Genomic DNA, 9,687 nt, shown 5'->3' on the forward strand with positions numbered 1-9,687 from the left:
ACCGAGATCGACCAGCACGCCGGACCTGAGGAGGACCCCATGCAGATGCTGATCCTGACCTTCGACGGGCCGCGCACCGAGGAGCAGGTGCGGGCCGCGGAGCACGCCAGCCGGCAGCGGATCATGCCGCTGCTCGACACCGACCCCGACCTCGCGGGCGTGGTGGGCACCGTCCGCGCGGTCGGACCGGACGGCGCCCAGGCGATCGTCGTCCTCGCCCGGGACGCCGCGGCGCTCGCCACGCTGCGCGAGCGGGTGACCACCTCACCGCTGCTGCCCGGCGAGGACCCGGCGCTGCTGCCGGGCCCGGACCGGATCGCCGAGCTCACCGTCGCCGACGCCACCGGCGCCTGCGCCCACCTGGGGGAGGTGGCGTCGTGAGCACGGCGGTCGCGACCGGGGTGTGGAGCCTCGACCCGCGCACGAGCAGCGCCCGCTTCCGGGTGCGCGACAAGCTGGTGACGACGACCCGGGGCACGGTCCCGCTCGTCGGCGGCGGCGCCGTCGTGGACGACGCGGGCACGGTCACCGGCGCCTTCGTCGAGCTCGACCTCGCCGGGATCGACACCGGGCTCGCCCGGCGCGACGCGCACCTGCGCTCGCCCGGCCTGCTCGGCACCGACGAGCACCCGGTGGCGCGGGTCGAGACGACCGCGGTCGAGCCCACGCCCGACGGCTGGCAGGCCCGGGCCCGGTTGCGCGCCTGCGGCGGCTCGGCGCCGCTGAACCTCGCCGTGCGGGTCGCCGAGCACGGCGCCGGGCAGGTCGTCGTCCACGTCACGGGGGACCTGGACCGGAGCCCGCTCGGGATGCGCGTCCCGTCGTTCGTGATCGGCCGGACGGTGCACCTGGAGGTCGACCTGACGCTCCGGCTGCACCCCTGAGCCGGACGTGCATTAGCAAACGAACCAGATTCACGCACGCAGAAACCGAGTTGAGTTCGCGAAATGACGATTTTCGACGTAACCCAGATCACCTGACCGCGTTGAGCCAGTGGTTTCGCCTCTGTTCGGGCGGTGGGGGGCCGTCCCTGTTACGTCTTTCGGGGAGATGGGGTTCGATGCGTCGACTTCTGGTGCTGGCGAGCGCGGTCATCGCGCTCCTCGTGGTGGCTCTGTGCGTTCCGGGCGCCGCCCGGGCGGACACCGATCCGTACTCGCCCAAGGTGCCGACGAGCTGCCACGTCAGCGTGCCCGCGGCCGTCGTGGGCCAGCGGGTCGTGGTGCGGGTGCGTGTCGAGGCCTCCGACGGCCAGGACCCGCGCGGCACGGTCCGGCTGACCCTCAACTCCGAGCCGTGGTCGACGACCGTCGCCTACGACGGCGCCCCGCTGCGCATCGTCGGCCCGCGGATGAAGCCGGGCAAGCACACCGCGCGCGTGCGCTTCACCCCGCAGGGCAACCGCTACACCGGGTGCCGCGACGAGGCGCCCTTCGGCATCGGCGGCGAGGACCACGGTCCGCCGCCGGACGGACTGCCGAACACCGGTGGCCCGTCCCTGCTCGTGCTCCTGTCCGGGCTGGGTCTCGTCGCCGCGGGCGGCGGGCTGGTGGAGGTGGGACGCCGCCGGGCGTGACACCAGCGGCTGCGTCGCGTTGGATGGGGTGGGGCCCTCCGACGGGTCCCGAGGAGGGGACTGATGACGCAGACCGACCTGCCGGACGGGGAGCCCGAGCGGGTTCGCCGGCGACGCTCGCGACCGGGGAGCACGGCCGGCGGTGGCACGGCCACGGCCGCCAAGCCGTCGACCCGGCGGCGCATCTCGTTCTGGTTCGGCTGCGGGCTGATCCTGGCGGGCGTGGCGATCCTGGCCTGGGTGGCCTGGCAGTTCTGGGGGACCAACTGGCAGTCGCACAAGCGCCAGGACCAGGTCCGGCAGGCGATCGAGAAGGGCTGGGGTGACGGTCAGGACGTCATCCGCACCGACTTCGGCAACGCCACCGCGATCCTGCACGTCCCGCGCTTCGGCAAGGACTACTCGATCCCGGTGCTCGAGGGCGCCAGCGACGAGGTGCTCGCCGCGGGCGTGGGTCACATGGAGGACACCGAGGCCGGCCAGGTCGGCAACTACGTCCTCGCCGGGCACCGGGTCACCCACGGTGAGCCGTTCGCGAAGTTCCCCGAGCTCCGGGCCGGCGACAAGGTCGTGGTCGAGACCCGCGAGGCGACCTACACCTACGTCCTCGACACCGGCGGCGAGGACCTGATCATCCCGTTCACGCAGACCTGGGTGCTCGATCCCAAGCCCGTCAACCCGCGCTCCGGCGGCACCCAGCCACCGGCCGACGCGGGCGATTCGCTGATCACCCTGCTCACCTGCTCGGAGATCTTCCACACCGACAACCGGTCGGTCGTTTTCGGACACTTGATCGAGACGACACCCACGAACGGCTGACGTACCCCTAGGATGGTCGTGCACCGCCCGGCACCTTGAACTCTCGGGTCGTTGCATGGGGAAAGTTCAAGGAGGCACACGTGCTCAGGAAACTCGTCGCGCTCGCGGCACTGGCTGCGGCGTTCGTCGTCGTACCGACGGCCGCCGCATCGGCGGATCCGTACTCGCCGAAGATCCCGACCCAGACCCACATCGAGGTCGTGGTCAACGGTCCGGGCAAGCCGATCACGCTCAAGGTCAGCGCGAGCGCCAACTACCCGACGCCGCCCGAGGGCGACATCGCGATCCAGGTCTCTGCCGGTGGCTCCGCCGCCCGCAACGCCCGGGGTCTGGTCGCCGCGCCGGTGTTCACCACCACGGTCCACTTCGTCGACCAGGTCGTCTCGGTCGAGGGTCCGCGCCTGCCCAAGGGCTCCTACCTGGCCCGGGCCGCGCTGACGCCCGACGACGCGGACACCTTCCTGCCGTCCTCGGCGCTCACCGACTTCCGGATCGGCGCCGGCGGTACGCCGGACAAGGACGACAACGGTCTGCCCAACACCGGTGGCCCCGACCTGCTCTGGCTGCTGCTCGGCGGCGGCCTGGTCGCGGCCGGTGTCGGCGGGGTCGGCTACGGCCGGCGGCGCAGCGGCGTCCTCGCCGCCTGAGGCACCACCACGGATCCTGACTCCGGCCGCCCCTGCCTGCGGGGGCGGCCGGAGTCATGTCCGCGTCCGGACGCCGCGCCGGGGTGGGCGCAGCGGCGGTAGGCTGCACAGAACAGAAACCTGTTCTATCCCTGGAGGTTCGTGATGCCCTCGCTGCGCTGCCCCTGCGACACCACCCTGCGCGCCGACACCGACGACGAGCTGGTCGCCACGGTGCAGGAGCACCTCGCGGCCGTGCACCCGGGGCGGGAGTACAGCCGCGAGGAGATCCTCTTCATGGCGATGTGACCCGCGCGGGTCACCCGGCTCAGCCCAGCGGCGGGAGCGCGGAGGCCCGGCCGGTGAACCGCGGCGCGCGCTTGTCGAGGAACGCCGCGACGCCCTCCTTGCCGTCGGCGATCGAGGTCCAGTACATCGCGAGCGAGTCGCTCAGGTGGGCCTCGAGCGGCTCGGCCGCGGCGCTGTTGCGGTAGAGCAGCTGCTTGGCCAGGCCGAGCGCGACCGGCGAGCGGTCGGTGACGAAGGAGCGGGCCAGGTCGTAGGCCGCCGGGAGCAGGTCGTCGGGCTCGTGCAGGCTGCGCACCAGCCGGCCGGCGTGCGCCTGCTCGGCGGTGAGGATGTCGGCGGAGTAGACCCACTCCAGGGCCTGCTGGATGCCGACGATGCGCGGCAGGAACCAGGTCGAGCACGCCTCGGGGACGATCCCGAGGCGGCCGAAGACGAAGCCGATCCGGGCCTTGGTCGAGGCCAGGCGCAGGTCCATGGCCAGCGTCATGGTCGCGCCGATGCCGACCGCGGGGCCGTTGATAGCGGCGATCACGGGCTTGGGCAGCGCGTGGATCGCCAGGGTGACCTTGCCGCCGGTGTCGCGCACGCCGTCGGCGAACGGCGGCTCGTCGTACGCGGCGCGGAACTCCTCGGGGGTGAAGGACAGCGTCTCGTCGAGGCCGAACACGTTGCCCTCGGCGGAGAGGTCCATCCCGGCGCAGAAGGCGCGCCCGGCGCCGGTGACCACGACCGCGCGGACCGCGTCGTCACGGGCCTCGGTGGTGAACACCTCGAGCAGCTCGCCGGCCATCGTCAGGTCGAACGCGTTGAGCGCGTCGGGACGGTCGAGCAGCAGCGTCGCGATGCCGTCCTCGTCGACGGTCCAGGTCAGGGTCTCGTAGGTCATGTCGCTCCTCAGCGGTCGGCCAGGCCGGTCGCGGTGCACAGCTTGGGCGTGATCTCGTCGGTCTTGTCGTCGATCACCTTGCCGAAGAGCTGCTTCGCGCGCTGGGTGTCCCACGTGGTGTCGGCCCGGGCGAGCGGGACCGTGCAGGACTTCTCGACCTTGGTCATCGCCAGTGCCCACTTCGCGGCGGTGAACGGGCCGGCGCCCTCGCCGAAGCGGAAGAAGTCGGGGACCGCGGAGTTGAGCCTCCACCAGCGGATCGGGTTGAGCACCGACCAGGGGGAGAGCACCTTGTCGCCGACGGCCGCGACGACCTCGCGCTGCTGCTGGACCCGGGCCAGGTCGGAGATCGGGCTGTACTTGCGGGCGCGGGAGTAGGCCAGCGCCGTGGTGCCGTCGACCTCCTGGCAGCCCTTCTTGACGTTGAGGCCGGAGTCCTTGTCGCGGATCCGCTGCTTCGGGCAGATCTCGATGCCGCCGACCGCGTCGACGACACCGACCAGACCGCCGAAGCCGATCTCGACGTACTGGTCGATGCGGACGCCGGTCGCGTTCTCCAGGGTCTGCACGAGCAGGGGCGTGCCGCCCTTGGCGTAGGCCGAGTTGATCTTGGAGACCCCGAAGCCGGGGATCTTGAGCGGGGAGTCACGCGGGATCGAGATCAGCGTGGTCGGCCCGTCGCCGGTGTGGAGCAGCATGATCGTGTCGGTCAGCTCGGAGGCCGCGTCGCCGGTGTGGAGCTTCTTGCGCTCCTCGGGCGAGAGCCCGGCGCGCGAGTCGCTGCCGACGAGCAGGTAGGTCGTGCCCGGCTGGTCGGCCGGACGCTCGCCGGAGGGCTCGAAGGCGACCTTGTCGACCCGGTTCCACGCCACGACCGGGACCGCGACGAGGTAGACCAGCCACAGCACGAGCGCGAGCAGCACGAGACGGACGTAGGTGCGCGGGCGCGACCAGCGGCTGCGCCGCGGGGCGGCGTACGACGGCGGGGCGCTCGGGCCGCGCGGTCCGGTGGGACCGCCCGGGCCGCCGGGGGCGCGGGGGGCGTCGTACTGCTGCGGGGGCGGGAGCCGGCGCGTCGCCTGCTGCGGGGGCGGCGGGGGAGGCGGGGTGCCCTGGGCGGCCTCGGGTCGCCGCTGGACCGGGATCCGCCGGGTCGGCTCGGGGTCGCCGGAGGAGCCGTACATCCAGTCGAAGTCGTCGCCACCGGAACCGTCGTCACGCCCTGCCATGCTCAGGACGCTACCGTCCACCTGTGAGCGAAATCGTGGCGGCACGCACGCCGTCGTACTCCCGCATCGAGCTGGCCACGCTGACCTCGCGGGCCCAGGCCAACCTGCTGGGCAACATCCACGGCGGTGAGGTGGTCAAGCTGGCCGACTCCACGGCCGGGGTCGTGGCGCAGCGCCACAGCGGCGGGCCGGCGGTCACCGCGGCGCTCGACGAGATGGCGTTCCTGGAGCCGGTGCGGGTGGGCGACATCATCCGCACGTTCGGCCAGGTCAACTGGGTCGGGACCTCGTCGATGGAGATCGGCGTCCGGATCGAGACCGAGCCCTGGGACGCCGCGGGTGAGGTGCGCCACGTCGGCTCGGCCTACTTCGTCTTCGTCGCGGTCGACGCCGCCGGGCGCGGCCGTCCGGTGCCGGAGCTGGAGCCGGAGAGCACCGAGGACCACCGGCGCCACCGCGAGGCCGAGATCCGCCGGGCGCACCGGCTCGCGCGGCGTCAGGAGATCGAGGCCGGCCGGGTCAACGGCTGACGCCGACGCCGGCCGCCTCGGTGAGCGCGGCGGCGACCGCGTCGACCGCGGCCGGGCGCGGCGGGGCGCCGTACGTCGCGAGCTGGACGCGGCGGTGCGCGTCGAGGCGGCGCCGGGTGACCCCGGCGTGCTGGTGGGCGCGCAGCGCGAGGCCGGGCAGCACGGTCACGCCGAGCCCGGTCGCGACCAGGGACTGCACGGCGACGTAGTCGTCGCTGGCGAACGCGATCGCGGGCGTGAAGCCCGCCTCGGCGCACAGGCTGAGCAGCTCGCGCCGGCAGCGCTCGCAGCCGGTGATCCAGCCGCTGCCGGCGTAGTCGGCGAGCGTGGCCTCCGGTGCGGCGTCGGCGGGGGTGACCAGGAAGAGCGGGTCGTCGACGACCGGCACCACGCTGATCTGGTCGGGCTCGGGCTGGTCGGGATAGGCGAACGTCAGAGCCAGGTCGATCTCGCCGGCCCGCAGCAGCTCGTGGGCCTCGGGCGGCTCGGCCTCGACCAGGTCGAGCCGGATCCCCGGGTGCCGCTGCGCGAGCAGGGCCAGCGCGCCCGGGACGAGGGTGGCGGCGCCCGACGGGAAGGCCGCGAGCCGGACCCGTCCCGACTGCAGGCTGGTCGCGGCGGCCAGCTCGGCCTCGGCCCGGGCGAGCAGGCCGAGCACCTCCTCGCCGCGGCGGGCCAGGAGCGCGCCCTCGGGGGTGAGCCGGACGCCGCGGCCGACCCGCTGGAGCAGCACCGCCCCGGTCTCGGCCTCGAGCCGGCGCAGGTGGTGGGAGATGGTCGGCTGCCCGTAGTGCAGCGCCGCCGCGGCACCTGAGACCGAACCGGTCCGGTGCACGGCGACGAGGGCCTCGAGCCGGCGCAGGTCGATCATGGGCGCAGCCTACTGTTCGACGGCATCGATGGAAACGCTCGAAAAGAACTATTGGACCGATGAGTGCCCGGCCGCCGAGGATGGACGCATGCTGCGCTTCGACGACGTCCTCTCCGCCGCCGAGGTCGTGGGCCGCGAGCTGCCCGCCACGCCCCTGCAGGCCCACCCGCTGCTCGACCAGGCGCTCGCCGGCCGGGCGGTGCTGGTCAAGCACGAGAACGTGCTGCCGACCGGCGCCTTCAAGGTCCGCGGCGGGGTCCACCTCGCCGCCCGGCTCAGCGACGAGGAGCGCACCCACGGCCTGGTCACCTGCTCGACCGGCAACCACGCCCAGTCCGTCGCGTACGGCGCCCGCCTGGCCGGCGTCCGGGCGACGATCGTGATGCCCGCCGATGCCCCCGCGTCCAAGCGCGACGCGGTGCGGGCCCTCGGCGCCGAGGTCGTGCTGGTCGGCGCGAGCCTGGGGGAGGCGGCCGAGCACGCGCGCGGTCTCGCGGCCGCGAGCGGCGCGGCCTTCGTCTGCCCGACCGACCCGCGGATCGTGCTGGGTCACGCGACCGCCTACCTCGAGCTCTTCGGCCAGGCGCCCGACCTGGCGGCCGTCTTCGTCCCCGTCGGCAGCGGCACCGGCGCGGCCGGGGCCTGCCTGGCCCGCGACGCGCTCGCCCCGGGCTGCCGGGTGATCGGCGTGCAGTCGTCCGCGGCGCCGGCCGGCTGGCGCTCGTGGCGCAGCGGCACCATCGAGACCGCGCCCGCGACCACCCGGGCCGCCGGCCTGGCCACGACGACCGGCTACCCGCGCACCCAGGAGGTGCTCCGCGACCGGCTCGACGACTTCGTCCTGGTCGACGACGCCGAGATCGACGAGGCGGCCCGGCTGCTCGCCACCTGCGCGCACACGCTCGCCGAGGGAGCCGGCGCCGCCGCGCTCGCCGGCGCCCGGGCCGCGCAGGACTGGCCCGCGGGACCGGGCCCCGTCGCGGTGATGTGCACCGGTGGCAACGCCTCGGTCGACGAGATCGCCCGGATCGCCGGGCTCGCCGTCGCGGCCTGAGCCTGGCCGATCGCGGCGCGTCGCGACCGGAGTGACGTGTGGGACTGGTGATACTGGTCGGGTGCAGCAGCCCGGATCCGCCGACGCGCGACGACGCGAGCGTCGCGACGCGCGGATACGGGCCCGGTGGCGCCGCCCCGGCGGGACCGGCCGTCGTACTCACGACGGGGTGCGGGCTCCGCACGACGAGGCTGCGCCCGAGCGCTGGGCGCCGACCCCGGTCGGCGTCGACGACCGCGCGGCACGGGTGCGCTTCCGGCGGGCGCTGACGCTGATGGGCTTCACGCTCGTCGTACCGGGCTCGGCCCAGCTCGTCGCCGGCAACCGCCAGATCGGCCGGATCGCGGTCCGGGTCTGGCTGGGCTCGCTCCTCACCGTCCTCGTGGTCGGCGGCTGGACCTACCTCAACCCGGGCTTCGGGCTCGACCTCGCGCTCAACCCGACCGCGATGCTCGTCATCCGGCTCTACCTCATCATCGGCGCGATCGCCTGGGCGGCGCTCTTCGTCGATGCCTGGCGGCTGGGCCAGCCGCTCAGCCTGCGCCTGCCGCACCGCCGCGCGGTCGTCGGCGTCAACGGCATCCTGTGCTTCTCGGTGGCCGGCGCGATGCTCTTCGGTGCCCACCTCGCCGCCGTCCAGCGCGACTTCCTGACCATGTTCACCAGCGGCGACCTCGGCGCGGCCCACGACGGGCGCTACAACGTGCTGCTCATCGGCGGCGACTCCGGCACCGACCGCTGGGGCCTGCGCCCGGACTCGATGACCGTCGCCTCGATCGACGCCCAGACCGGCCGTACGGTGATGATCGGCCTGCCCCGCAACATGCAGAACTTCCCGTTCCGCAAGGGCAGCGTCATGGCCAAGCAGTTCCCCGACGGCTACAGCTGCGACGGCTGCTACCTCAACGGCGTCGGTACCTGGGCCGGTGACCACAAGAACCTGTTCAAGGGCTCGGAGCACCCGACGATCGACGCCACCGTCCAGGCGGTCGAGGGCATCACCGGGCTGCGGATGAACTACTGGGTGATGGTCAACCTGCGCGGCTTCGAGCGCCTCGTCGACGCCTTCGGCGGAGTCACCCTCAACGTCCGCGACCGGATCCCGGTCGGCGGCCTCGGCAAGGACGTCACCGGCTACATCGAGCCCGGCAAGCGCAAGCTCGACGGCCACGACGCGCTCTGGTTCGCCCGCGCGCGCGAGGGCTCCGACGACTACTCGCGGATGGCCCGCCAGAAGTGCGTCCTCAGCGCGATGCTCACCCAGCTCAGCCCGCAGCAGGCGCTGGTCAACTTCCAGGAGATCGCCAAGGCCTCCACGGCGATGATCAAGACCGACATCCCCGGTGGCGCGCTCGGCGACTTCGCCCAGCTCGGCCTGCGCGCCAAGGACCAGAAGGTCTCGAGCGTCTCGCTCGTCCCGCCGCAGATCAACACCGCCAAGCCGGACATCGCCAAGGTCCGCGCGATGATCTCCGACGCCATCGACCAGGCCGAGGGCAAGCACAAGCCCGCCACGGCCAAGAAGAAGAAGGCCGGCGGCCAGAAGGTCACCGGCGGCTCGCTGGGCTCGCGCAACGACGGCTACGCGGCCAACCAGAGCGACGACGTCGCCGCCGCCTGCTGACCCTCCCGACCGGTCGCTGAGCGGCCGCGCGCCGCGCTGATCGACGATTTGCGCACGTTCCCCGGTCTGCGGTGGCGGAGCCGTCCTCCGCCCTTGCATCCTTCCCACGGCGCCGTACGTGAGCACCGTCGCTCCGCTCCCTCACCCCAGGCCGGGCCCACGG

At 73.4% G+C, this 9,687-nt stretch carries 12 protein-coding genes; 9 read left to right on the forward strand and 3 right to left on the reverse strand.

Annotated elements, in window-relative coordinates; translation table 11 throughout:
- Window positions 1-39: 39 nt before the first annotated feature.
- From CCO04_RS14275 to CCO04_RS14300, 6 genes are all read left to right on the forward strand, one after another.
- Window positions 40-381, forward strand: a complete 342-nt coding sequence (locus CCO04_RS14275) for a hypothetical protein (protein WP_215814789.1) — start codon at window positions 40-42, stop codon at window positions 379-381.
- On the forward strand, window positions 378-884 hold the full coding sequence (locus CCO04_RS14280) for a YceI family protein (protein ID WP_215814790.1): 507 nt from the start codon (window positions 378-380) through the stop codon (window positions 882-884). Before CCO04_RS14275 ends, CCO04_RS14280 begins: the two co-directional genes overlap by 4 nt.
- Window positions 885-1,060: 176 nt before the next feature.
- Entirely contained in the window at window positions 1,061-1,576 is a 516-nt protein-coding gene (locus tag CCO04_RS14285) for a hypothetical protein (protein WP_215814791.1), read from the forward strand.
- Window positions 1,577-1,639: 63 nt separating this feature from the next.
- Window positions 1,640-2,395, forward strand: coding sequence for a class E sortase (locus CCO04_RS14290; protein WP_215814792.1), 756 nt, complete (start codon window positions 1,640-1,642; stop codon window positions 2,393-2,395).
- An 80-nt stretch (window positions 2,396-2,475) separates the two neighbouring features.
- Window positions 2,476-3,042 (forward strand): LPXTG cell wall anchor domain-containing protein, encoded by a 567-nt coding sequence (locus CCO04_RS14295; protein WP_215814793.1) that lies wholly within the window; start codon window positions 2,476-2,478, stop codon window positions 3,040-3,042.
- Window positions 3,043-3,186: 144 nt separating this feature from the next.
- Entirely contained in the window at window positions 3,187-3,330 is a 144-nt protein-coding gene (locus CCO04_RS14300) for a DUF1059 domain-containing protein (RefSeq protein WP_215814794.1), read from the forward strand.
- A 19-nt stretch (window positions 3,331-3,349) separates the two neighbouring features.
- Here the strand turns inward: CCO04_RS14300 and CCO04_RS14305 are convergent, their stop codons facing one another.
- Both CCO04_RS14305 and CCO04_RS14310 read right to left on the reverse strand, forming a co-directional pair.
- Entirely contained in the window at window positions 3,350-4,216 is an 867-nt protein-coding gene (locus CCO04_RS14305; protein WP_215814795.1) for a crotonase/enoyl-CoA hydratase family protein, read from the reverse strand.
- Window positions 4,217-4,224: 8 nt separating this feature from the next.
- A complete protein-coding gene (locus CCO04_RS14310; protein WP_215814796.1) occupies window positions 4,225-5,445 on the reverse strand; it encodes an LCP family protein in 1,221 nt (406 codons plus the stop codon).
- Window positions 5,446-5,468: 23 nt separating this feature from the next.
- Here CCO04_RS14310 and CCO04_RS14315 point away from each other — a divergent pair, with 23 nt between their 5' ends.
- On the forward strand, window positions 5,469-5,975 hold the full coding sequence (locus CCO04_RS14315; RefSeq protein WP_215814797.1) for an acyl-CoA thioesterase: 507 nt from the start codon (window positions 5,469-5,471) through the stop codon (window positions 5,973-5,975).
- On the opposite strand, the gene CCO04_RS14320 is transcribed toward CCO04_RS14315, so the two are convergent.
- Window positions 5,965-6,846, reverse strand: coding sequence for a LysR family transcriptional regulator (locus CCO04_RS14320; RefSeq protein ID WP_215814798.1), 882 nt, complete (start codon window positions 6,844-6,846; stop codon window positions 5,965-5,967). The genes CCO04_RS14315 and CCO04_RS14320 overlap by 11 nt on opposite strands.
- Before the next feature lie 88 nt (window positions 6,847-6,934).
- On the opposite strand from CCO04_RS14320, the gene CCO04_RS14325 reads away from it, so the two are divergent.
- Window positions 6,935-7,900: a threonine/serine dehydratase gene (locus tag CCO04_RS14325; protein ID WP_215814799.1), complete on the forward strand. Its 966-nt coding sequence runs from the start codon at window positions 6,935-6,937 to the stop codon at window positions 7,898-7,900.
- Between the two features lie 169 nt (window positions 7,901-8,069).
- A complete protein-coding gene (locus CCO04_RS14330) occupies window positions 8,070-9,524 on the forward strand; it encodes an LCP family protein (RefSeq protein ID WP_308281218.1) in 1,455 nt (484 codons plus the stop codon).
- The last annotated feature ends 163 nt before the right edge of the window (window positions 9,525-9,687 follow it).

Origin of the sequence: Pimelobacter sp. 30-1 (assembly GCF_018831735.1) — a bacterium.
Taxonomy (GTDB): Bacteria; Actinomycetota; Actinomycetes; order Propionibacteriales; family Nocardioidaceae; genus Nocardioides.

What these genes read in the sequence shown, in the direction of transcription:
- CCO04_RS14300 (WP_215814794.1), top strand. Translation starts at nt 3,187, where the DNA reads ATGCCCTCGCTGCGCTGCCCCTGCGACACCACCCTGCGCGCCGACACC.
- CCO04_RS14310 (WP_215814796.1), bottom strand. Translation starts at nt 5,445, where the DNA reads ATGGCAGGGCGTGACGACGGTTCCGGTGGCGACGACTTCGACTGGATG.
- CCO04_RS14290 (WP_215814792.1), top strand. Translation starts at nt 1,640, where the DNA reads ATGACGCAGACCGACCTGCCGGACGGGGAGCCCGAGCGGGTTCGCCGG.
- CCO04_RS14325 (WP_215814799.1), top strand. Translation starts at nt 6,935, where the DNA reads ATGCTGCGCTTCGACGACGTCCTCTCCGCCGCCGAGGTCGTGGGCCGC.
- CCO04_RS14305 (WP_215814795.1), bottom strand. Translation starts at nt 4,216, where the DNA reads ATGACCTACGAGACCCTGACCTGGACCGTCGACGAGGACGGCATCGCG.
- CCO04_RS14320 (WP_215814798.1), bottom strand. Translation starts at nt 6,846, where the DNA reads ATGATCGACCTGCGCCGGCTCGAGGCCCTCGTCGCCGTGCACCGGACC.
- CCO04_RS14285 (WP_215814791.1), top strand. Translation starts at nt 1,061, where the DNA reads ATGCGTCGACTTCTGGTGCTGGCGAGCGCGGTCATCGCGCTCCTCGTG.
- CCO04_RS14275 (WP_215814789.1), top strand. Translation starts at nt 40, where the DNA reads ATGCAGATGCTGATCCTGACCTTCGACGGGCCGCGCACCGAGGAGCAG.